Origin of the sequence: Providencia sp. wls1922 (assembly GCF_009706505.1) — a bacterium.
Taxonomy (GTDB): Bacteria; Pseudomonadota; Gammaproteobacteria; order Enterobacterales; family Enterobacteriaceae; genus Providencia; species Providencia lanzhouensis.
In genome coordinates this window covers 28,281-49,451 of record NZ_WLUG01000113.1, presented here as the reverse complement: position 1 = coordinate 49,451, position 21,171 = coordinate 28,281, and the positions used below count along the sequence as shown (strand labels likewise).

The following is a 21,171-nucleotide window of genomic DNA, read 5'->3' as shown; positions in this document are numbered from 1 at the left end:
GCTCAAAGAATGTTACTGTCGTTTGATTTCCGAAGAAACCAAATTACCTATTAGTTCATATATATGAATTAACGTGTTAGTCACTCTTCAAGACTTAAAATCAAATATTTTTTTGATAGTGTCCTGTGAGTGCCCACACAGATTGTCTGATAAATTGTTAAAGAGCGGTGCGACTTAATCTTTTGATTATCGACTTTAGGTCGTTGTCGCGAGGTGTCGTATACTACGTTTTTTATTTAGAAAGTCAAGCGATTATTTTCAACTATTTTCTTTCTTCACCTCTGTTATCACGGGGCTTCGAGGTTTTCTTCGAGCCGGTTTGTCGTGACAACGGATGCGCATTATAGGGAGCTCGAAAAATCTCGCAAGTGTTTTTTGAATATTTTTATTCAACCGTTTCCTTTTTAAACAAATCGTGCAAAACAACCACGATTCGTTTAAATATCGAGCTAGAGATTATCAAATTCAGTTGCGAAAGCCGCAACATTATCCCAATTGGTATATTCAATTTCTGTATTTGGGTCGGTTGGTCCGTCTGTCATTTTCATAATGAGCCGGATCATCACTCTATCAAACCATTTATAGCGAGGGTAAAACAGCGCGCCTGCAAAAACAGACTTCACGGTAGGCTGCCATGGACACTTCTCTAAGAACTTACGAGTATAGGCATTCGTCTCAACGGTATTCTTGCCTTCTTTTCTTGCTGTAAGGTTAACGGCAAAGAACCCCGTTTTCATCGAATTAAGCTGAGTCTGATGGGTTGTGGCAAAACGTACTAACTGCTTATTGAAATGTCCATAACGAATAGAAGCTCCCACTAGCACCTTTTCGTAAGCAAATAAGTTAAAGCTTTTATCTGAATTCAAATCACGAATATCACACTCACGCCCAGCGCGACGTAATTGATCTGCCATTTTAAGTATGATTTTTTTGGTTTGCCCATCGGTGCTTGAGTGCAAAAGTAGATAACTCATTTTTATTCCTAATCGTTACTATCTATATACGTTAGCGGCGCAGCTATATTACTCACGCCAGAAAGTAGGGGTCAGTAATACTAATAAAGTAAACACTTCCAAACGACCAAACAGCATCGTGACAACTAAAATCCATTTACCTGCAGGATTCATTGTCGTGAAGTTATCAGCAACAGTACCTAAGCCAGGGCCTAAGTTATTCAACGTTGTCGCAATCGCTGAGAATGCAGAAAACTCATCCACCCCAGTGGCGATTAAAAGCAGCAAGCTAACCACGAAAACTAAAGCATAAGCAGAGAAGAATCCCCAGACAGCTTCAATGATCCTTTCTGGCAGCGCCCGTTGTCCTAATTTAATGGTATAGACCGCATTAGGATGCACTAATCGTTTTAACTCTCGGGAACCTTGCAGGAACAGTAAAAGGATACGAATCACTTTTAATCCCCCACCCGTTGACCCTGCACAACCACCGACAAACGCCGCACATAGTAGAAGCATTGGCAAGAACAGCGGCCAGCCAGAAAAACTGTCAGTGGTGAAACCCGCAGTAGTCGCCATCGAGACCACTTGGAAAAAGGCTTGATCCAACGTTTGCCCAAAGCCAGCATATACGGAGTGATACATCAGCACCGCGGTACAGATCACGACTAGAACAAACTGGAAACTGATGAACATTCTAAATTCAGGGTCGCGCCAATAAATTCCGAGGCTTCTTCCCGTTAAAACCGCAAAGTGCAAGCCAAAGTTACAACCCGAGATAATTAGAAACACGCCAATAATGGTATTAATGGAAGGACTATTAAAGTAGCCTATGCTGGCATCATGAGTAGAAAACCCACCGATCGCGATGGTTGAAAAACTGTGTGATATCGCATCGAACACATCCATACCGGCGATCCATAATGCAATCGCACACGCGATAGTTAGCAACACATAAATAAGCCAAAGGGTTTTTGCCGTTTCCGCAATTCGCGGACGCATTTTGTTATCTTTTAATGGCCCCGGCATCTCTGCACGATAGAGCTGCATTCCCCCGACACCTAAGAGAGGCAAAATCGCGACGGCGAGTACAATGATCCCCATCCCTCCAAGCCATTGCAGCATCTGCCGATAGAATAAGATCGCTTTCGGAAGAGAGTCTAATCCCGTCAGAGTTGTTGCACCGGTGGTTGTTAGCCCAGAAAAGGACTCAAAGAAGGCATCTGTAACAGATAAATTGGGTTTTTCAGAGAAGATAAACGGCAGTGCCCCGACACTCCCTAGCACCGTCCAAAACAGAACAACAATTAAAAAACCTTCTTTTGCTTTTAATTCATGTCGACTATTTCGCGTAGGCAGCCATAAAAAAAGCCCTATCAGCAACGCCGTTATAAAAGTTTGACTGAATGCTCGTCCCGCACCATCGCGATATATCAGTGCGACAATACCAGGTATGACCATAGTAAAAGAGAAGATAATGACGAGTAACCCGACAATACGAGTTATTGCGCGAAAATGCATTCGGCCGGTTCCTTGCTATGCTGTTTGCTCTTGTGACGGTTCTAAGAGAGTAACTTCCCCACGACTGATATCACGTAATTTATCATTGACCTCCTGCTCACAAGTAGCAGGAATAGAAATTTGCAAAGATACAGACTCATTATAATCACTGAGCAATATAGTACCATTTACCTGAGCTAATAATTGCTCAACTCCATTGATAAGTGAGTAATCACATACCACATTGAAGATTTTTTGAGGGACTTTAGTTTGTGTTGGGAGCAACTTCAGCGCCTGCTGAACCCCACTGCCATAAGCACGGACTAACCCACCCGTACCTAGCTTTATTCCACCAAAATAACGCACAACAACGCAAGTGATCTCACCTAAGTTGCTACCTAATAGCTGCGCCATAATGGGTTTACCTGCCGTTCCCGTAGGCTCTCCATCATCGGAAAAACCTAATTGCTGGGAATCATCAGGTCGCCCCGCAACAAATGCCCAGCAATGGTGCCGGGCATCGGGGTATTGCGCTTTAATCGATTGAATATAATCTTTCGCAGCGTCAATACCCTCCGTATGAGCGATATAAGTAATAAAACGGCTTTTTTTGATCTCTTCCGAAAAAGAGATCGTTTCTGCCGGAATTGAGTACGCTTTCATTACGGTAAATGCAAATCTCGAGTCATATTTTCAATATGGTTATGATGGATAACGATATTATCTTCAATTCGAATACCACCGTAAGGTTTGAAGTGCTCGATTTTATCCCAATTAAAGTGCTGACTGAACTCCCCTGTACGCCAGGCAGAAAGCAAGGACTCAATAAAGTAAAGACCCGGTTCGATAGTTAACACCATTCTTGGTTCCAAAATACGAGTACAGCGTAAGAATGGATACATTTTCGGCGCTGCTAAATGAGTACCATCTTCATCCTGCATAAAACCTGCTACATCATGAACTTGCAAACCTAATGGATGACCTAATCCGTGTGGTAAAAATGGTGTTGTTAAACCATTTTCAACCATAGCATCTTCGCTAATCCCTTTCACAATTCCATGCTTAGTAAGTAATTTCGCAATACGGTGATGCATATCTACATGGTAATCGGTATAACGCACGCCAGCTTTAATTGAAGCGATCAAAGCGAGTTGTTCTGTATTCAAATCTGCAACTAATTCTGCAAATTCGCTTTTGTTCTTAGCGGCATAAGTACGAGTAATATCAGCGGCATAACCGTTATACTCAGCACCAGCATCAATCAAGAAGCTACGTAATTCACTCGGAACCGTTTGCTGTAATTTAGTGTAGTGAAGCACGGCTGCATTTTCATTTAAAGCTACAATGTTACCGTAAGGCACATTCGTATCACGATGCCCTGTCGCTTCTAAATAGCTAATATTAATATCAAACTCACTTGCCCCAGCTTGAAAAGCTTCGAAAGCTGATAAGTGACCATTCACCGCCATTTTTTGGGCTTCGCGCATGCAGTACAGCTCATAGTCTGTCTTATATGAACGGTGATAGTGATAATAATCGAGTACAGGTTTTGGGTTGATATTGTGTGTCGAAATACCTAAAGATTCGGCTTTGTTTGCAGAGGAGCCGATATAAGCTAGATGCTCTTTCGGTAAATTCGCTAAAAAGCCTTTAATTTCATCCGCATTTTTCAGATGAATAAGCTCAACTTCTTTCGTCCAGAAGCTAGTTGGTAAAGGTTCAACGCTATGCCAATAATCAACTGGTGAGTAAAACCATAACTTCGGTTTATTCACTCCATCGACTAATAACCAAGAATGCGGGACGTCCGTCACTGGAACCCATGCTTTGAAATGTGGATTCACTTTAAATGGGTAGTCACTATCATCGAGGAAAATGCGAATTGGCTCTCCTGAATGAATCAAGATGGCATCTAATTTACTGCGTTGCAAAACTTGCTGAGTCGTTTTTTGTAGCGTTTTAATATGTTCTGCGTAGAGTCCAGCCAGTTTTTCCATTTCGTTCAACCTTTCAGTATTAGTTAGAAAAATCAAGCTTATCACGTTCTGCTAATAACGTGTATGCACTCAATGACAAGATAAGATTAATACATTGATTATTAATAGAAATATCATTTTCACCTTGTGTTATTTACCTTAATTCCTGTGAGCCGCCTTCCAGTTTTGTTATTAATCATTTGCATTTAATTAACATTATCGTCACACTGATTTTCATCTGGTCATACCAGATAAGACCGCCACATAAAGGAGAAAAGCATGCTTTATCAAAGTGAGACAATCTCTATTCAATGGTTGAAAAAAGGTATTGCAGAACTGGTGTTTAACTCATCAGGACCAATCAATAAATTGGATACTCATACCGTCGCTTCACTTGATGAAGCAGTTGCAGTACTCGAACAACAAAGCGATTTACAAGGCGTTATTTTGCGCTCAGATAAACCCGCTTTTATTGTTGGCGCAGATATTAAAGAATTTTTATCTCTATTCGAAGCATCCAAAGAAACCCTCAGTGACTGGCTTGGTTACGCGAATAGTATATTTAATCGCCTTGAAGATCTCCCTGTTCCAACTATTAGCGCAATTAATGGTTATGCCCTAGGCGGTGGATGTGAGTGTGTACTCGCTACCGATTTTAGAATTGCGTCACCCGATGCCAGAATTGGCTTACCTGAAACAAAGTTAGGAATTATGCCTGGCTTTGGCGGATCAGTCCGTTTGCCTCGACTTATTGGTCTTGATAGCGCTCTGGAAATTATCACTGCGGGTAAAGATGTTAGTGGATCTCAAGCATTGAAACTCGGTTTAGTGGATGCGATTGTCGAAACTGAAAAATTACCGCAGGCAGCCTTGCACATCATCGAACAAGCTATTTCTGGCGTATTAAATTGGCGTCAAGCACGGCAGCCAAAACTTGAGCCGCTAAAACTTAGCGCACTAGAGCAAGCAATGAGCTTTAACGTTGCTAAAGGTATGGTCTATCAAGTTGCTGGAAAACACTATCCAGCACCAATGAGTGCAGTCAATACTATCGAGAAAGCTGCAAACTGCACTCGAGATGAAGCTCTGAAACATGAAACTGCTGCTTTCGTCCCGCTGGCTCATAGTGATGTTGCTCGTGCATTAGTTAGCGTTTTTCTGAATGACCAACAGGTTAAATCGACCAGTAAAAAAATCGCAGGTTCCTCTACTGCACCGGCACACGCAGCTGTACTGGGTGCAGGCATTATGGGTGGAGGTATTGCTTATCAATCTGCGAGCAAGGGTGTTCCCGTTCTGATGAAGGATATCAATGAGAAATCCTTAGATTTAGGTATTGATGAAGCTAGAAAGCTGCTTAATGGTCAATTTGAACGAGGAAAAATCACTGCAGATAATATGGCAACAACCTTAGCCTCTATCCATCCGTCTTTATCTTATGCTGGCATTGATAATTCTCAGGTGATCGTTGAAGCTGTCGTTGAAAACCCTAAAATAAAAGCCGCCGTGTTATCCGAAGTGGAATCACTAATCACATCAGAGACTATACTGGCTTCAAATACTTCAACTATTCCAATCACTGAACTAGCGAACTCTCTTAAACGCCCAGAAAACTTCTGTGGTATGCATTTTTTCAATCCTGTTCATCGCATGCCTTTGGTCGAAATTATTCGAGGTGAAAAAACCAGTGATGCCACCATCGCTAAAGTGGTTGCTTATGCGAATAAAATGGGAAAAACCCCTATTGTTGTAAATGACTGCCCTGGCTTTTTCGTTAACCGCGTTCTTTTCCCTTATTTCGCTGGGTTTAACTTATTACTTCAAGATGGCGCCGATTTTAGAGAAATCGATAAAGTCATGGAAAAAGAATTTGGTTGGCCAATGGGGCCGGCTTATCTACTTGATGTTGTCGGGATTGATACCGCATTTCATGCAGAGCAAGTCATGGCTCAAGGATTTCCGCAAAGAATGCAAAAAGTCGGTAAGAACGCCATCGATATTATGTTTGAACAACAACGTTTTGGTCAGAAAAATGGCAAAGGCTTTTATCAATATGAAAAAGATAAAAAAGGAAAACCAAAGAAAATTGATGACCCAAAAACCGATGAATTATTAAGTTCGATTCGCCAAAGTAAGCGTTCATTTACTAAAGATGAAATTATTGCTCGAATGATGGCGCCAATGGTGAACGAAGTGGTTCGCTGCCTTGAAGAAGGCATTATACAAAGCCCTTCAGATGCCGATATTGCGCTAGTTTATGGACTTGGTTTCCCGCCATTCCGCGGAGGTGTTTTCTGCTATCTTGATACACTCGGTAGCCAGTCTTATGTCAAAACTGCGGAGTCCTACTCCCATTTAAGCCCGCTTTATCAAGTTCCAAATGGATTGAAAGAAAAAGCGGCCACTAACGCCAGATACTATCCGCAGCCACCGGTTGTGGCTATTGATGTTAAAAAAGTTGCGAGAGGTTAATCCTATGGAAAATGTCTTCATTATTGATGGTATACGCACACCAATGGGCCGTTCCAAAGGCGGTGTATTTCGTCATGTAAGAGCAGAAGACCTCTCTGCACACCTGATGAATGCAATTTTTGAACGCAATCCCAATGCGAAAAAGAAAGAGTTGGATGACATTATTTGGGGATGTGTTCAGCAAACCTTAGAGCAAGGTTTTAACATCGCAAAAAATGCCGCTTTATTGACTGATATTCCTCATACAGTTCCTGCGGTCACGGTCAATCGCCTATGTGGTTCTTCGATGCAAGCCATTCATGACGCAAGCCGTTTCATTATGACTGGAGATGCACATTCCGTTTTGATTGGAGGTGTTGAGCATATGGGTCATGTTCCAATGACTCACGGTATTGATTTCAATCCAAAGCTCACATTACGCGTAGCAAAAGCCTCTGGAGCCATGGGTTTAACTGCCGAAATGCTCGCCAAAATGTATAAAATCAGTCGCGAAGAACAAGATGCCTTTGCATTGAGATCTCACCAACGCGCGGCAGCGGCAACTAAGAATGGTAAATTTAGCCGTGAAATCGTTCCGATTTCAGGACATGACGCTGATGGCAATCTTATTTCAATCAACTATGACGAAGTCATCCGTTTTGATGCCAATTTGGAAGGACTTGCTGCATTAAGACCCGCTTTCGACCCTGTCAGTGGTACCGTGACCGCAGGTAATTCGTCAGCACTGTCCGATGGTGCTTCAGCCATGCTACTTGCCAGTGCGTCTTATGCCAAACTGCATGGATTGAAACCTCGTGCAAAAATTCGCGCCATGGCCGTGGTTGGTTGCGATCCTTCAATCATGGGTTTTGGGCCAGTTCCTGCCACTGAATTAGCATTAAAGCGTGCGGGGCTGACGTTGAATGATATTGATATTATTGAACTTAATGAAGCTTTCGCGGCTCAGTCTATTGCTTGCCTAAAAGGGCTGCAAATTTCAGAAAGCCAAGTGGATCAGAAAGTGAATTTAAGTGGTGGAGCAATCGCTTTAGGGCACCCTCTCGGTTGCTCTGGCGCAAGGATCACAACTGCGTTACTTAATCAGTTAGAACAACATGATAAGCAGTTTGGTTTAGCTACAATGTGTATTGGATTTGGGCAAGGCATCGCCACAATTATCGAAAGAGTCTAATTCATTTTGCCGTTACATTGTCGTATCTTGCAATGTTCCCGCCTAGTCAGGGGCGGGATTTTTTTATCCACGAACCAGCTCAGTGAAATCAATCAATCAACCAATCAACCAATCAACCAGAATATTGAATACAACTCAGTCCATCCCCTAAATAGTTCAGGTCACAGGTAGGCGGCAAGTAAAGCTATCCCTTGAGCATACTGGAGTATGTGATAGGGTAGCTTTATGAAGCTAACACCCCTGTGGCTTGAAATATGACGGGGATACTCAAATCACAAAAAGTCGAAGGCATCGCCGAACAACTGGGTGGACTTTGCCCCCCTCTCATTACAAAACCTATCCCGCGCAATCTTCGCCATCTCAAAACGACCCGCAATATAAATATCATGCCCAGATAAGTCACCGAAATCTTCTAGCACGGTACTCAAAACAGTTCCTGTTCTTCCACGCCAATTTTCATCCGGTTGCTCGACAACAGGAACCACTTTCAGATTAGGATAACGCTCACTAATAGCCTGCAATTCACCGAGGTCATACAAATGCTCTAACTGGCGACCGCCCCAATAGAAAGTAATATCCCGTTGAGGGTTTTCAGCCAAAGCAGCCAATAGAATAGAATGGGTATAAGAGAAGCCGGTACCGCCTGCGATCAAGATCATCGGGTTTTGGCTATTTTCGCGGAACCACGCTTTACCGTGAGGAATATCAATATCAATACGTTGCTGTTCTAAAATGCGATCCATCACCGCCATAGCGTATAAATTAAATTCCGACGCGCCAATATGCAGTTCGATAGATTGATTATTTTCGGGAGTAGAAGCCATAGAGAATGGTCGTTTGTCTCTTTCATCCATAACGACCATAAGATATTGACCCGCTTTAAAATGAAAAGGTCCGTCTGGCAACAAAATAACCCGATAAACTGTATCCGTGATAGATTCAACAGATGTGACTTTACAGCTCAAAGTTGCCATGATTTTCCTCTTACTTTTCAATAATATTTAACTGTTCCCAGATATCATCTACGCGGGATTTGACACTCTGCGTCATGACAATAGGGCGTCCCCATTCACGGTTGGTTTCTCCCGGCCATTTATTGGTCGCATCCATTCCCATTTTGGAACCAAGCCCAGAAATCGGTGATGCAAAATCGAGATAATCAATCGGCGTGTTTTCCATCATGACAGTATCACGAGCAGGATCCATACGTGTTGTGATGGCCCAAATAACATCTTTCCAATCACGAGCATTGATATCATCATCACAAACAATCACGAACTTCGTATACATAAATTGGCGCAGGTAAGACCAGACGCCCATCATTACTCTTTTTGCGTGTCCTGCATACTGTTTTTTCATGGTAACAACCGCCAGACGATAGGAACAACCTTCTGGTGGCAAATAGAAATCCACAATTTCAGGGAACTGCTTTTGCAAAATAGGCACTAAAACTTCGTTCAGCGCTTCCCCTAATACTGCAGGTTCATCTGGTGGACGGCCTGTATAGGTAGAGTGATAAATCGCATCGCGACGTTGAGTCACATGAGTCACAGTAAATACTGGGAAGTCATCAATCTCGTTATAATAACCAGTGTGGTCACCGTAAGGGCCTTCTGGTGCCATTTCGCCCGGTTCAATATATCCTTCAAGGATAATTTCCGCCCCTGCAGGAACCTCTAAGTCGTTAGAAATACACTTTACGACTTCCGTTTTATTGCCTCGGAGTAACCCAGCAAAAGCATATTCAGATAGCGTATCAGGAACTGGTGTCACTGCGCCTAAAATCGTTGCGGGGTCAGCACCTAGCGCCACAGCGACTGGGAATCGTTCACCTGGATGTGCCTGACACCACTCCTGGAAATCCAGCGCACCACCACGATGAGATAACCAACGCATAATAACTTTATTTTTGCCAAGGACTTGCTGGCGATAGATACCTAAATTTTGGCGTTCTTTATGGGGACCTTTAGTGACCGTTAAACCCCAAGTAATCAGTGGCGCAGCATCTTCCGGCCAGCAATGCATAACGGGGATCTTAGTCAGATCAACATCATCACCTGCCCAAATTTCTTCCTGACAAGGCGCTGAGCTTAAGCGTTTAGCTGGCATATTCAGCACTTGTTTGAATTTCGGCAACTTGTCCATTAAGTCACGAAAACCCTTAGGAGGATCCGGTTCTTTCAAGAAAGCGAGCAACTTACCCACATCATGTAAGGCTTTAATATCTTCTTGCCCCATTCCCATAGCAACGCGCTTGGTTGTACCAAACAAGTTACACAGAACGGGCATATTATAGCCTTTAGGGTTTTCGAATAGTAAGGCTGGTCCCCCTGCTCTTAGTGTACGATCTGCGATTTCAGTCATTTCCAAATAAGGGTCGACTTCCATCGTAATGCGTTTTAGTTCGCCTTGCTTTTCAAGCTGCGCGATGAAATCTCTAAGGTCACGGTATTTCATTATCTTCTTTTACTATTACAGGGGGAACCTCATTATAAGGTTCCCAGCCAAGGTTACAAGTTGCTGTTAAACATACTTAATAATCAATATCTTCAGATTAAGTATATCACTTTACTTGCAATCAAACGGAACATAATCCTTTAATGATACGGTATCAAATTGCTCAGGGAATGTTTTGTTGTGCTGAAACAGCTTGAAACCTTCATTTTTACCACTGAAGTAGCTTAATTCATTTCCTTTGATCTGTAATCCGCTACCTTCGCGTAACGCGACAACAACTTCATGAGGGTTAATAACACAGAATTCTTGTAAGCGCTCATCTCGTGTTTCACCCATATGCCCAGAAATATGCGCATCGATATAATGTGGGTTAATTTGCATTGGAAACAGCCCTAAAGACGGCATGATAACCGCATTGCTCACAGGCATATCATTCGTTGTACGAATACTTGGGGTCGCCACGTTACAACCCGCACTCCAACCAATGTAAGGTACACCGCGTTCACGTACTGCACGTTGGATAGCAACAATTAAGCCATTCTCATGCAAGCATTTGTTTAACCACCATGTATTACCGCCACTCACAAGAATACATTCTGCTTGTTCGATGGCTTCGACTGGGCTTTCAAAATGTTCAATCGAAGTTACCTTAATGCCTAAAGCATCGCTTAACTGCTCTGCACGCTCATCGTGAGAACCACGTAAAACAGCATAAGGCACTAATACTGCTGACTTAATCTGTTTACGTTCAATCATTTCGCTAATTCTTGGTAATGCGTAACTTAGCCATACAGGGTTGCCGGAAAGTTTGCCATTACTCAGTAAAAAGATATCCATGGTGTCTCCTACAAAAAGTGTATTAACTGCTATGTTTATTGTGTATCTAATTTCGTAACTATCGAATTAATCTATACTTGTGTAGATGAATAATATTGTGCAACTCATCATTAGTCACATTCTTATGCCTTAATTTGTTATCATGAGCATAAATTTGTTGGATGGGATCAAAAAATGGAAAAATGGTATTTGCTGTATTGCAAACGAGGGCAACTGGATAGAGCGGTTGAGCACTTAACTCGACAGCATGTGACTTGTATGACTCCAATGACTGAAATGGAGAAAGTCGTTCGAGGCAAGCGCACAGTTATTACTGAAGCGTTATTCCCCAATTACCTGTTTGTGAAATTCGACCATGAGCAAATTCATACAACCACCATCCAATCTACACGCGGTGTCAGCCACTTTATTCGCTTTGGCGCATTACCGGCTGAAGTTCCTGAAGAGATAATTGAACTCATACAACAAACGCCCGTCAGCCATACTCAATCACCGGATCTCCCCTCTCAGGGAGATAGTGTTGTCATTACTGAAGGTATTTTTGCCGGCGTTAAGGCCATCTTCAATGAACCAAATGGTGAGTCGCGCTCAATCCTCTTGCTTAACATCTTAAATACCACTGTCGCAAAAGTCATTGATAATACGCAATTTAGAAAAGAGTCTGAATAAGTTTTTCACGATATGTTTGCTTCAAACTGGCATAAAAAAAGCCCATCGATTGAATGGGCTTTTTATTTCACAATAATGTTGTCACCGTGATTATTCTTCAGGCTCTTCTTCTTCGTCATCACCTCTACGTCGACCTTTGCCAACATAGAAATTAGACAGTAATACCCCAAGCTCAAACAGCAAATACATCGGTACTGCAAGTAGAGTTTGTGATAAAACATCTGGCGGAGTCAGGAACATCCCGACAATAAACGCACCCACTAAGATATATGGACGTTTACGTCTAAGTGATTCTGGAGTCGTTACGCCAGTCCAGCATAGTAAAATAATCGCAATTGGTACTTCAAACGCAGCCCCGAATGCCATGAACAATGTCATGACAAAACTGAGGTATTTGCTGATATCAGGTATAAAGTTAACACTTTCTGGTGTTGTTTTTACAAAAAAACCAAAAGCTAACGGGAATACCACAAAGTAAGCAAAAGCCATTCCTAAATAAAATAGGAAGCTACTTGATACCAGTAACGGCAGCATTAATCGACGTTCATGCTTATACAGCGCAGGCGCGATAAATGCCCAGACCTGGTACAAAATGACGGGTATCGAAACAAATACAGATACCATCATGGTTAGTTTAATCGGAGTAAAAAACGTCGATGCTACGTCTGTCGCACTCATTTGAGAACCAACAGGCAGCTTATCAATCAAAGGCGCAGCAACAAGGCGATAAATATCATTTGAAAAATAAGCGAGCGCCGCAAAGACGATTAATACCGTAATCAAACAGTTTAGTAGCCGCTTTCTTAGTTCAATCAGGTGGCTAATAAGTGGTTGAGCATCATTGACAGCCATGTGTTATTTTTCACTTTCTGTTTGATTGGAGTTTGTTACTTTAGCATCGAGTGGCTTAGAGTCTGTTGGTGTTGCTGAAGCAGGTTTTTCTTCAACAACGGCAGCCATCTTAGCAGCATACTCAGGGTCAGGATCTGACTCTTGAGTTTGCGAAGAACTAGCATGGGATTCCTTTACCGCAGCATCGTAGTTTTCTGTGATCTCTTTTGCTTTGTTCAACTCAGATTGGACATCATTGGTTGTTGCCTGATAACCGCTTTGTAAAGACAAAGCAGCATGACGCAGGTCATCCATCGACTTTTTAAGTTCCGGAGAAAGAGTTTCCAAACCCGCCTTCTCTTCAACTTTTTTAAGAGTCTCTTGCAGTTCTTGCAATTTCAGTTCTTGTGATAGCTCATTCTGGACATTAGCAGCCATAGAGCGCATAGCACGAATCCAACCAGCAACAGTTCTCACTGCCACTGGTAGACGTTGGGGGCCTAATACCACAAGACCGATGATCGCAACTAGCAGTAGTTCACTAAAACCTATGTCAAACACGGTTTATCCCTGCTCTTTATTTTTGCTCTCAACTGGGCTGTCTTTTTTCTCAGGAGCCTGTTGTTCAGTGATGTTTTTCGGTGCAAAATCAGCATCTTGCTTCTCTTGCTCTGCTTTCGCTTTTGCAGCTTCATCATCGCTCATTGCTTTTTTGAAGCCCTTAAGTGATTCGCCCAGATCAGAACCTAAAGAACGTAATTTCTTGGTGCCGAAAATTAAAATGATAAGCAAAGCAATGATAATTAATTGCCAAGGACTACCGAAAGCAGCCATTGCAAAAGTTGATTCCATTGTTAATACCTCTATAGTTTTGGGATCAATTGTAACTAACTCTATTATATACAACCAACGCTAAATACGGAAATGATCACAGCCTTATAAACTTGTCGCAAAACAAAGTCTACTTAATTATCCTCTCCTTTACACCAACCTACAAGCCACGACAATGCACCTACAGCCATAAATGCTGCTGCAATTCGGGTTAAGTCAGAAATAAAGAATAAGCTACCACAAAGAATAAAGGTCGCCCCAATTCCTAATAGGTACTGTGATTTACGTTGTTTAGTGCGTTGGTGCTTTAACTCTTGTGTAAGCTGTTCAATATTGGACTGCAAGAAACGGTGCTGCTTTAATGCCCCATAGATCAAATCAGGGATTTCTGGCATTTTCTCTGCCCAATATGGCGCTTTTTCCTTTAACGCTTTGGTAATAGCCGGAATACCCACTTGGCTATGGATCCAATCCTCTAAGAATGGTTTTGCTGTTTTCCATAAATCCAACTGCGGGTATAACTGACGACCAAGACCTTCAACGTACAATAAGGTTTTCTGCAATAACACCAATTGCGGCTGAACTTCCATATTAAATCGACGAGCGGTATTGAACAGATTCAATAACACATGCCCAAATGAAATCTCAGCTAATGGCTTTTCAAAGATAGGCTCACAAACGGTGCGAATAGCAAACTCAAAATCTTCAACATTAGTATCTGGCGGAACCCAACCAGAATCCACATGCAATTCAGCGACTTTACGATAGTCACGATTAAAGAAGGCAATAAAGTTTTCAGCTAAATAGCGCTTATCTTCTTTGTTAAGCGAACCCACGATCCCACAATCAATACCAATGTAGAGCGGATCTTCTGGATGATCGTAACTAACAAAAATGTTGCCCGGGTGCATATCTGCGTGGAAGAAACTGTCACGAAATACTTGAGTAAAGAAGACTTTTACGCCCCGCTCTGCCAGCAATTTCATGTTCGTACCTTGCGCTTCTAATGCCTCAATATCCGAAACAGGAATACCGTAGATACGCTCCATGACCATCACGTTTTCACGGCAATAATCAGGGTAAACTTCTGGGATATACAGCATAGAGCTGTTTTCAAAGTTGCGTCGTAACTGGATAGCGTTAGCAGATTCGCGAAGAAGATTTAGCTCATCAATCAAGGTTTTCTCGTACTCGCGCACAACTTCTTTAGGACGTAAACGTCGTCCATCAGGAAGAAGAGGAACCCAATTGGCAATACGGTACATCAGCTTAATGTCCGCTTTGATGACAGGCAAAATATCAGGGCGAATAACTTTCAAAACAACATCTTTGCCATTTTCTTTCAATGTTGCAGTATGAACTTGGGCGATCGATGCAGAGGCAAGAGCCTGCTCATCAAAGTTATCAAACCACTGCTCTAATGGACCACCGAGTGACTCTTCAATATAACGACGGGCTAATTTACCATCGAAACTCGCCACTTTGTCTTGTAACAATGACAATTGATCAGCAATTGCAGGAGGGAATAAATCTCGGCGGGTCGAAAGCATTTGACCAAATTTTATCCAAACCGGTCCTAATTCTTGCAATGCTAAACGTAACCGTTCACCAAGATCTTTATCTTTGTGTTTATTTTTGATCCAGAAAAAACCTAACCGCCCGATTCTTAAAGGCAATGTCAGCTTAATTTTAGGGATCAGCTCATCTAGTCCATAAGAGAGAAATACCCGAATAATGAAGTAAAGACGTTTTATTTCACCGGGAGTCATTCTTCTCCTCCAACTGATTGAGTCGTTGTTCTAACTGACTCATTGAATTTGAAACCTGCTCAACTTCATCGCTAAAGTGCACTAATTCCAGCTGACTTGGTGCCATTTTCCACTCTTCTAGAATAATGTCTTTAACGTATGTTTTTTGACGACTAACTAATCGAGAAGCGAGGCAAGCTCCTTTACCCAACACTTTACTGATGCCTTCTGCCGCAATATCACCAATATAAGGCGATAAATAATGAGCTGGGTTCCAGATAGCTAAATCCAGTAATGAAGACCAGTGTTGAACAATTTGCATATCGCCTTCAATCACAATGTCGCCATTATTGATAAGTTGTGAAAGCTGCTGCTTATCTTTCAACTTAATCAACGTAAACAGTGACGTTTTGATAGTGCAATCTGCAGGTTCCTGCCATTCACTTAATACATCTACATGATTTTCAGCAAAAATAAGTGTCAGAGTTTTATTCAGCTCTTTAAGCTCAATCCCCATCACTTTACCTGCTAAACGCATTCTTGCAGGTTGCAGGACTTTTTCCTTGAACAACATATGGTTCAAGGAGGTTTCCATTAATGCCGTCATCAAGGAATATAAAACAGTATTAGGATTTTCAATATGCGCTGATGGTGCTTCCATCTTAGAATTTAAACCCTTTATGTAATGCAACAATACCACCGGTCATATTGTCATAAGAGACTTGCTCAAAACCTGCGTTTTCCATCATCCCTTTCAAGGTTTCTTGATTTGGGTGCATACGGATAGATTCAGCGAGGTAACGATAGCTTTCAGGATCATTCACAATCACTTGACCGATACGCGGTAAAATATGGAATGAGTAAGCATCGTAAGCTTTGTTCAGTGGTTCAAGAATTGGTTTAGAGAACTCAAGCACTAACAGGCGTCCACCTGGCTTCAATACACGGAACATGGAGCGTAATGCTTTATCTTTATCGGTGACGTTACGTAAACCAAAAGAGATGGTAATACAGTCAAAATAGTTATCAGGGAATGGCAACTCTTCTGCGTTAGCTTGTACGTAATTAACATTACCAACAATGCCTAAATCGCGCAGTTTCTCGCGTCCCATTTTTAACATTGAATCGTTAATATCTGCGAGAACCACTTCACCTTTTTCACCCACAAGGCGAGAGAATTTTGCAGTGAGGTCACCAGTTCCACCAGCAAGGTCAAGTACGCGTTGATTACGACGCACACCACTCGCTTCGATTGTGAAACGTTTCCAGATACGATGAATACCAAAAGACATTAAGTCATTCATCAGGTCATATTTAGAGGCTACAGAGTGAAAAACATTTGCTACTAGGCCAGCTTTTTCTTCTTTCTCTACAGTACGGAAACCAAAATCGATGGTTTCTTTTGTTGGTTCGGTCATTTCTATTATGCCTGTTAATCGTTCAAACTTTTTTGTGAAGTGTACCAGCCTTTGAGTGAAAACCCTATTATAACTCTAAGATTCCGCACAATTAGACTTGTCAGCCCGCTCAGCTAGCTGAGGGTCTATAGATTGCTTAACTTCCACACCTAACTCTTTAAAACTTTCCGCTTGAGCAAGCAAATTACCTCGGCCTTCAGCAAGGCGCTTCATTGCTGAAGAATAAGTGTGATTTGCTTTCTCTAAACTCGAGCCCAATACCTGCATATCATCAATAAATAAACGCAGCTTATCGTACATTTTAGCGGCTCTATCTGCGATTTCTTGAGCATTTTGCTCTTGCCGTTCATAGCGCCATAAATTATTAATGGTACGCACTGCCACCAGCAAGGTGGATGGGCAAACCAACATGATATTCAGTTTTAATCCTTCATCAAGTAGTTCAGGCGCTTCTTTTAATGCTAATAAATACGCAGGCTCAATCGGAATAAACATGAGCACATAATCTAAAGAGCGAACTCCCGGTAATTGATGGTAGTCCTTGCGACTGAGCATTTTCATATGGTTACGAATGGAAGCCACATGCTCTTTTATGCCTTGCTGCTGCTGTTCTGGGTCATCACTATTAAAATAGTGTTCATAAGCCACCAGCGACATTTTCGCATCGACCACCACATCCTTGCCTTCAGGAAGATGGATAATCACATCGGGTTGGTATCGGCTATTGAAGCCAGTGTTGATACTCACCTGAGTTTCAAATTCACTGCCTTTTCGCAGCCCTGAAACTTCTAAAATCCGCGTTAAAATCGTTTCCCCCCAGTTCCCTTGGATTTTGTTATCTCCTTTTAGGGCTCGAGTTAAGTTGACCGCTTCTTTGGTCATTTGATTATTTAACTGCTGTAATTGGCGGATTTCATAAGTGAGTGTATGGCGCTCTTTGGCTTCTTCGCCATAGCTTTGCTGCACTTGTTGGCGAAACCCTTCAAGTTGCTCACGAAACGGTGACAGCATAGCCATTAAATTTTTCTGATGTTGTTCGGATGCTCGACGTTCGTTCTGCTCAAAAATACGATTAGCTAGATTTTCGAACTGAGCCGTAAGGCGCTGCTCGCTATTTTGTAAAATCCGTTGTTTTTCTTCATTGGCAAGTTGCGTCTGTTCAAAGCGGGTCATCACTTCCCGCAGCTCTGCTTCTTGTTCGCGGTTAATATCTCGCTGTGTACGTAGCTCCTGATCGAGCCTGTCACATTCCTCTTTCCACAGCGCTAAATGCACATTTTTTTCATCACTCGCCGCCAATTGGCGGTATACCTCTTGTAGCTCTCGCTCTTTTCCCGCTATTTTTTGGACAATAGAAAACCAGACCGCTAAACCGCCGACCAAAATGCCACTTAAGGCGCCAATAATTGCATATAAAAGAGAGGTATCCACGAATCAATCCTTACTTTTTAAAATCTAGAGTAAGGTAATGGGATACTGTATAAGTGTCCAGAGGTAAATCTCCCAACGGCTACTTTTTGCGAGCGGCTTCGCAGCTTATCCCATCCAGCTCGCAAACCAACGTAAACCAAGCGCACCGGGGGCTAAAATACCAAATGCCCAAATCATCGCAGAGGCTAAGTTAGCGACTTGGAAATGTCGTTGCCGCATTTCACAAATCCCTGCAACAAGCGGTACCACCGCGCGTAATGGTCCAAAGAATCGACCGAAGAATATTCCCCAAACGCCCCACTTCTCAAAGAATCGATGTCCTTTGTCGATCATTTCAGGATTGCGGGAAATTGGCCACATTTCACGAACTTTTTCTTTATAGTGAAAACCAAACCAATAAGAGACCCAATCCCCAAAAAATGCACCTAATGCAGCGGCTAACCAAATCGGGAAAAAGGCAATTTCACTTTCACCAATCAATGCGCCCAGACCAAGTAAAATAACGGTCGCAGGGAGTAATAACGATAAAAACGCGAGGGATTCACCAAACGCAAGAATGAAAACAATAGGGATCGCCCACACTTCATGAGCGCGAGTAAATTCTGTAATGGCCGTGACAATTTCATTAATACTCAAGGGCGAATTCCTACAGTTTAAGATTGATTTGTTAACTATAAGTCGACTAAGTAACTATTATTCAGCTAAGTAAACATATTATAGTTCTTGGAAGTAAATAAAGTTGCAACAAAACTGACGCGTTGCAACTTCAATTCCGCAGAGGTTTATTCGAGGAAGTAACTTTGAAGTACACCGCGCTGAGCGTTATCTAAACCAAAGTCTTTTTCTAGCCAGTTATCCACGCTTCCATAGTTATTTTCTATGCTTTTCAATGCAGTTTGTAAAAACTCTTCACGAACAGAAAATACATACTCGAATTTTTTCACCACATTTTCACTCATGGTCTTGGAAAATTCTTCGAGTAAATGGTTACGAAATGGCGCTAACGTCTCGTTCGTTAAAAGGTAATCATCCATCACAGTATTCACATCTGCGCCCAGCGCAAACAGCACGAGAGCCGAGCCAACCCCTGTCCGGTCTTTACCCACAGCACAGTGTTGCACAAGCCCACCTTTTTCTGGCTGCTTCAACATGTTCACTAATTGGTGATAAGCGGCATTGTTCAACGGAAGCAACTCATAGAGGCGGAACATAAAGGCTTGAGGATCAAACTGTTCCAGCACTTCAGGAGTGAGTTTATCAAGGTTTGCACTCACTTCTTTTGCCAGCGGGTTTGCAGGGGCATGCACATAATGAGCACCACTCCACACCACATCTGGTTTATCTAAAATTTCAGCTTCATCGCGATAATCGATAATTTGGAAAAGGTTTTGTGACTGTAAGACTTTTTCATCATCTTGGGTTAAGCGGTCGAGCGCCCCAGAACGAAATAAAACACCGGGCTTTATTTTTCCGCCATTGGACAGTTTTTTTCCCCCTAAATCACGAAAGTTAATTCCACCGGTTAAAGGCAGCACAGAGGGGTGAAGGTAAGGTTTGGTTGACATACGTTTTCCCTTTTTAGCTCTGTCATTGCTCAAACTAAAAATAAACGAAATCATCAATTACTTGTAATTTGAGTAACTTAAGAGGCTTCTATTAATTGTTTTAAATGACAATAACAGATTCATAGATGAAGGGAATAAGAAAAACGCGAGAAAATAAATTTAGCGCTGATCATTTAGAGATACAAGAATATTTAAGATACATGGGTATAAGGATGATAACTGAACCCGTTTACCGAAAATCCACAACCGAGTGAAATCAGTAAACGGGTCAGCTAATTAGGATTACAGCAGGCGGCGAGCAGCTTCGACAACGATGCTCAGAACATTACCTTCTGTTTTTTTCAGTAGCGCTTCATTTGGAATTTCTTGCTGAGTACGGTTTACGATAACCCCAGCCACCATACCCGCACGCAGGCCTTGACTTGCACACATAGTTAACAGTGTTGCTGATTCCATTTCATAGTTCATCACGCCCATGTCTTGCCACTCTTTCATTGAGCCTCTGAAATGGCGCATTACGCGACCTGTGTAGGTGTCGTAACGTTCTTGACCTGGGTAGAAGGTATCGGAAGATGCGGTAATACCGACGTGTACGGTTGCACCCGCTTCTGTCGCCGCAGCATACAGCGCATTAGTACAAGTGAAGTCAGCGACTGCTGGGAATTCCAGTGGTGCAAAGTGCTGGCTTGCGCCATCTAAACGAACAGCACCTGTGGTGACAAGTACATCACCCACATTGATGTTTTCTTGGATTGCACCTGTTGTACCAATACGTAAGAAAGTACGGATACCTAACTGAGCCAGTTCTTCAACTGCGATAGAGGTTGATGGACCACCAATACCGGTTGAGCAGACAATCACAGCTTTGCCATCAAGCTCGCCACGCCATGAGGTGAATTCGCGTAATGAAGCCAGATGTACAGGGTTGTCCATCAGACGTGCAATTTTTTCAACACGGTTAGGATCCCCAGGAACAATAGCAACGGTTGCACCCTGTAAGTCACTCTTTTTTAAACCTAAGTGGAAAACGTCAGACATATCAAACTCCTTTACACAATGGCATCATTGAATTAGTACATTATTGTCAATATAGCGCTTAGCTTTGATTAATTTAGTGACCAATATCTACTTTAATGGAAACAGATTCACTTGAATTTCATTAAAACGAGATCAAGATCACAAATAAGTCTTATTGAGATGAATGTGAATAATGAGATACACCCAGTATAGATGAATGTTTGTGATTATCGAAAGAAAGCGCCCGAATGGGCGCTTTTATTAGGCAGAAGAAAAAAACACTATAATATCAATA

The 21,171-nt window shown here is 42.2% G+C and carries 20 protein-coding genes; 3 read left to right on the top strand and 17 right to left on the bottom strand.

All coding sequences use genetic code 11. From position 1 onward, the window contains the following. Positions 1 to 449 precede the first annotated feature (449 nt). The 4 genes from hemG to pepQ are packed head-to-tail and all read right to left on the bottom strand — an operon-like array spanning position 450 to position 4,450. Positions 450 to 974: a menaquinone-dependent protoporphyrinogen IX dehydrogenase gene (gene hemG, locus GKR71_RS17295; RefSeq protein ID WP_036954913.1), complete on the bottom strand. Its 525-nt coding sequence runs from the start codon at positions 972 to 974 to the stop codon at positions 450 to 452. A 48-nt stretch (positions 975 to 1,022) separates the two neighbouring features. Beyond that, positions 1,023 to 2,474, bottom strand: coding sequence for a Trk system potassium transporter TrkH (trkH, locus tag GKR71_RS17290; protein WP_036954916.1), 1,452 nt, complete (start codon positions 2,472 to 2,474; stop codon positions 1,023 to 1,025). A 15-nt stretch (positions 2,475 to 2,489) separates the two neighbouring features. Next, a complete protein-coding gene (locus GKR71_RS17285; protein ID WP_036954919.1) occupies positions 2,490 to 3,116 on the bottom strand; it encodes an IMPACT family protein in 627 nt (208 codons plus the stop codon). Then, positions 3,116 to 4,450 carry a Xaa-Pro dipeptidase gene (gene pepQ, locus GKR71_RS17280; RefSeq protein ID WP_154634633.1) on the bottom strand — a complete coding sequence of 445 codons (1,335 nt, stop codon included), beginning with the start codon at positions 4,448 to 4,450 and terminating at the stop codon, positions 3,116 to 3,118. Before pepQ ends, GKR71_RS17285 begins: the two co-directional genes overlap by 1 nt. 258 nt (positions 4,451 to 4,708) lie before the next feature. On the opposite strand from pepQ, the gene fadB reads away from it, so the two are divergent. Together fadB and fadA are read left to right on the top strand one after the other, a co-directional pair. After that, a complete protein-coding gene (fadB, locus tag GKR71_RS17275; RefSeq protein WP_154609724.1) occupies positions 4,709 to 6,901 on the top strand; it encodes a fatty acid oxidation complex subunit alpha FadB in 2,193 nt (730 codons plus the stop codon). Positions 6,902 to 6,905: 4 nt separating this feature from the next. Further along, on the top strand, positions 6,906 to 8,072 hold the full coding sequence (gene fadA / locus GKR71_RS17270; RefSeq protein WP_154599622.1) for an acetyl-CoA C-acyltransferase FadA: 1,167 nt from the start codon (positions 6,906 to 6,908) through the stop codon (positions 8,070 to 8,072). A gap of 272 nt (positions 8,073 to 8,344) precedes the next feature. Here fadA and fre read toward each other — a convergent pair whose 3' ends face one another. From fre to pepE, 3 genes are all read right to left on the bottom strand, one after another. Continuing rightward, a complete protein-coding gene (gene fre / locus GKR71_RS17265) occupies positions 8,345 to 9,046 on the bottom strand; it encodes an NAD(P)H-flavin reductase (protein WP_036954929.1) in 702 nt (233 codons plus the stop codon). Positions 9,047 to 9,056: 10 nt separating this feature from the next. After that, complete coding sequence (ubiD, locus tag GKR71_RS17260) at positions 9,057 to 10,529, bottom strand: 4-hydroxy-3-polyprenylbenzoate decarboxylase (protein ID WP_006658346.1); 1,473 nt, start codon at positions 10,527 to 10,529, stop codon at positions 9,057 to 9,059. A gap of 111 nt (positions 10,530 to 10,640) precedes the next feature. Next, positions 10,641 to 11,366 carry a dipeptidase PepE gene (gene pepE, locus GKR71_RS17255; protein WP_036954932.1) on the bottom strand — a complete coding sequence of 242 codons (726 nt, stop codon included), beginning with the start codon at positions 11,364 to 11,366 and terminating at the stop codon, positions 10,641 to 10,643. A gap of 174 nt (positions 11,367 to 11,540) precedes the next feature. Here pepE and rfaH point away from each other — a divergent pair, with 174 nt between their 5' ends. Then, positions 11,541 to 12,035: a transcription/translation regulatory transformer protein RfaH gene (gene rfaH / locus GKR71_RS17250; RefSeq protein ID WP_036954935.1), complete on the top strand. Its 495-nt coding sequence runs from the start codon at positions 11,541 to 11,543 to the stop codon at positions 12,033 to 12,035. A 90-nt stretch (positions 12,036 to 12,125) separates the two neighbouring features. On the opposite strand, the gene tatC is transcribed toward rfaH, so the two are convergent. The 10 genes from tatC to udp form a co-directional block, all read right to left on the bottom strand. Further along, the gene (tatC, locus tag GKR71_RS17245) at positions 12,126 to 12,887 is read right to left on the bottom strand and encodes a Sec-independent protein translocase subunit TatC (protein ID WP_036954937.1); all 762 of its coding nucleotides are present in this window, start codon (positions 12,885 to 12,887) and stop codon (positions 12,126 to 12,128) included. A gap of 3 nt (positions 12,888 to 12,890) precedes the next feature. Next, complete coding sequence (tatB, locus tag GKR71_RS17240; RefSeq protein ID WP_036954940.1) at positions 12,891 to 13,427, bottom strand: Sec-independent protein translocase protein TatB; 537 nt, start codon at positions 13,425 to 13,427, stop codon at positions 12,891 to 12,893. A gap of 3 nt (positions 13,428 to 13,430) precedes the next feature. Next, positions 13,431 to 13,718: a twin-arginine translocase TatA/TatE family subunit gene (gene tatA / locus GKR71_RS17235; protein ID WP_036954943.1), complete on the bottom strand. Its 288-nt coding sequence runs from the start codon at positions 13,716 to 13,718 to the stop codon at positions 13,431 to 13,433. A gap of 113 nt (positions 13,719 to 13,831) precedes the next feature. After that, positions 13,832 to 15,466, bottom strand: a complete 1,635-nt coding sequence (gene ubiB, locus GKR71_RS17230) for a ubiquinone biosynthesis regulatory protein kinase UbiB (RefSeq protein WP_036954945.1) — start codon at positions 15,464 to 15,466, stop codon at positions 13,832 to 13,834. Beyond that, positions 15,453 to 16,106 carry a ubiquinone biosynthesis accessory factor UbiJ gene (locus tag GKR71_RS17225; protein ID WP_036954948.1) on the bottom strand — a complete coding sequence of 218 codons (654 nt, stop codon included), beginning with the start codon at positions 16,104 to 16,106 and terminating at the stop codon, positions 15,453 to 15,455. The genes ubiB and GKR71_RS17225 overlap by 14 nt, the downstream gene beginning before the upstream one ends. Before the next feature lies 1 nt (position 16,107). Continuing rightward, on the bottom strand, positions 16,108 to 16,863 hold the full coding sequence (gene ubiE, locus GKR71_RS17220) for a bifunctional demethylmenaquinone methyltransferase/2-methoxy-6-polyprenyl-1,4-benzoquinol methylase UbiE (RefSeq protein ID WP_036954951.1): 756 nt from the start codon (positions 16,861 to 16,863) through the stop codon (positions 16,108 to 16,110). A gap of 75 nt (positions 16,864 to 16,938) precedes the next feature. After that, positions 16,939 to 18,294 (bottom strand): DNA recombination protein RmuC, encoded by a 1,356-nt coding sequence (gene rmuC, locus GKR71_RS17215; RefSeq protein WP_051422791.1) that lies wholly within the window; start codon positions 18,292 to 18,294, stop codon positions 16,939 to 16,941. A 105-nt stretch (positions 18,295 to 18,399) separates the two neighbouring features. Then, positions 18,400 to 18,930 carry a DedA family protein gene (locus GKR71_RS17210; protein ID WP_154599624.1) on the bottom strand — a complete coding sequence of 177 codons (531 nt, stop codon included), beginning with the start codon at positions 18,928 to 18,930 and terminating at the stop codon, positions 18,400 to 18,402. A gap of 146 nt (positions 18,931 to 19,076) precedes the next feature. Next, a complete protein-coding gene (locus GKR71_RS17205) occupies positions 19,077 to 19,859 on the bottom strand; it encodes a tyrosine-protein phosphatase (protein ID WP_036954957.1) in 783 nt (260 codons plus the stop codon). 282 nt (positions 19,860 to 20,141) lie between these two features. Beyond that, positions 20,142 to 20,897, bottom strand: a complete 756-nt coding sequence (gene udp / locus GKR71_RS17200; protein ID WP_006658334.1) for a uridine phosphorylase — start codon at positions 20,895 to 20,897, stop codon at positions 20,142 to 20,144. Positions 20,898 to 21,171: the final 274 nt, after the last annotated feature.

What these genes read in the sequence shown, in the direction of transcription:
- pepQ (WP_154634633.1), bottom strand. Translation starts at nt 4,450, where the DNA reads ATGGAAAAACTGGCTGGACTCTACGCAGAACATATTAAAACGCTACAA.
- ubiD (WP_006658346.1), bottom strand. Translation starts at nt 10,529, where the DNA reads ATGAAATACCGTGACCTTAGAGATTTCATCGCGCAGCTTGAAAAGCAA.
- fadA (WP_154599622.1), top strand. Translation starts at nt 6,906, where the DNA reads ATGGAAAATGTCTTCATTATTGATGGTATACGCACACCAATGGGCCGT.
- GKR71_RS17225 (WP_036954948.1), bottom strand. Translation starts at nt 16,106, where the DNA reads ATGGAAGCACCATCAGCGCATATTGAAAATCCTAATACTGTTTTATAT.
- ubiB (WP_036954945.1), bottom strand. Translation starts at nt 15,466, where the DNA reads ATGACTCCCGGTGAAATAAAACGTCTTTACTTCATTATTCGGGTATTT.
- GKR71_RS17285 (WP_036954919.1), bottom strand. Translation starts at nt 3,116, where the DNA reads ATGAAAGCGTACTCAATTCCGGCAGAAACGATCTCTTTTTCGGAAGAG.
- fadB (WP_154609724.1), top strand. Translation starts at nt 4,709, where the DNA reads ATGCTTTATCAAAGTGAGACAATCTCTATTCAATGGTTGAAAAAAGGT.
- fre (WP_036954929.1), bottom strand. Translation starts at nt 9,046, where the DNA reads ATGGCAACTTTGAGCTGTAAAGTCACATCTGTTGAATCTATCACGGAT.
- tatA (WP_036954943.1), bottom strand. Translation starts at nt 13,718, where the DNA reads ATGGAATCAACTTTTGCAATGGCTGCTTTCGGTAGTCCTTGGCAATTA.
- rfaH (WP_036954935.1), top strand. Translation starts at nt 11,541, where the DNA reads ATGGAAAAATGGTATTTGCTGTATTGCAAACGAGGGCAACTGGATAGA.
- pepE (WP_036954932.1), bottom strand. Translation starts at nt 11,366, where the DNA reads ATGGATATCTTTTTACTGAGTAATGGCAAACTTTCCGGCAACCCTGTA.
- ubiE (WP_036954951.1), bottom strand. Translation starts at nt 16,863, where the DNA reads ATGACCGAACCAACAAAAGAAACCATCGATTTTGGTTTCCGTACTGTA.
- hemG (WP_036954913.1), bottom strand. Translation starts at nt 974, where the DNA reads ATGAGTTATCTACTTTTGCACTCAAGCACCGATGGGCAAACCAAAAAA.
- udp (WP_006658334.1), bottom strand. Translation starts at nt 20,897, where the DNA reads ATGTCTGACGTTTTCCACTTAGGTTTAAAAAAGAGTGACTTACAGGGT.
- GKR71_RS17205 (WP_036954957.1), bottom strand. Translation starts at nt 19,859, where the DNA reads ATGTCAACCAAACCTTACCTTCACCCCTCTGTGCTGCCTTTAACCGGT.
- tatC (WP_036954937.1), bottom strand. Translation starts at nt 12,887, where the DNA reads ATGGCTGTCAATGATGCTCAACCACTTATTAGCCACCTGATTGAACTA.
- trkH (WP_036954916.1), bottom strand. Translation starts at nt 2,474, where the DNA reads ATGCATTTTCGCGCAATAACTCGTATTGTCGGGTTACTCGTCATTATC.